Origin of the sequence: Streptomyces longispororuber (assembly GCF_014656095.1) — a bacterium.
Taxonomy (GTDB): domain Bacteria; phylum Actinomycetota; class Actinomycetes; order Streptomycetales; family Streptomycetaceae; genus Streptomyces; species Streptomyces longispororuber.
The window spans coordinates 1-521 of sequence record NZ_BNBT01000353.1 but is presented as its reverse complement, the minus strand read 5'-3'; the positions used below and the strand labels follow the sequence as shown (position 1 = coordinate 521).

The following is a 521-nucleotide window of genomic DNA, read 5'->3' as shown; positions in this document are numbered from 1 at the left end:
GTGCCCGTACCCGCCGTCGCGCCACCCGCAAGGCCGCCGCCGGGTTCAGCGCGCCCGAGCCGCGCACCCGGGACGAGGCCGGTCGGCGGCCCGCGCGCCCCGCCGTCGCCGTGTTCCAGGCGCCGGTGTTCACCGAGCCGATGTTCCAGACCCCGGAGCGCGCCGCCGCCGCTGCCGCCGCCGAGGCGGCCGAGGCCGGGAGCGCCCCCGCCGTCGAGAGCGCCCCCGCCGTGGTGGAGGAGGAGACCGGCCCGCGCCGCCGTCGCCGCCGCCGCGCCGCCGACGAGCAGCCCGCCGAGGCCCCGCAGGCCGTGCAGGCCGCGCAGGATTTGGAGTCCGTGGAGGACGTCGAGGCCGACGACGCGCAGGAGCCCGAGGGCGCCGAGGGCGTCGAGCACGAGGAGTCCGGCGAGCGCCAGGGCCGCCGTCGCCGCCGGGGTGGCCGTCGCCGCCGCCGCGCCGCCGCCGCCGACGTCGACGCCGCCGACCCGGACGACGAGGAGGCGGGCGCCGGGCACACC

1 pseudogene is annotated in these 521 nt (G+C 82.3%); it reads left to right on the top strand.

Going from position 1 to position 521, the window contains the following annotated elements:
- Window positions 1-521, top strand: a pseudogene (locus tag IE330_RS38590) (Rne/Rng family ribonuclease); the annotation flags it as partial.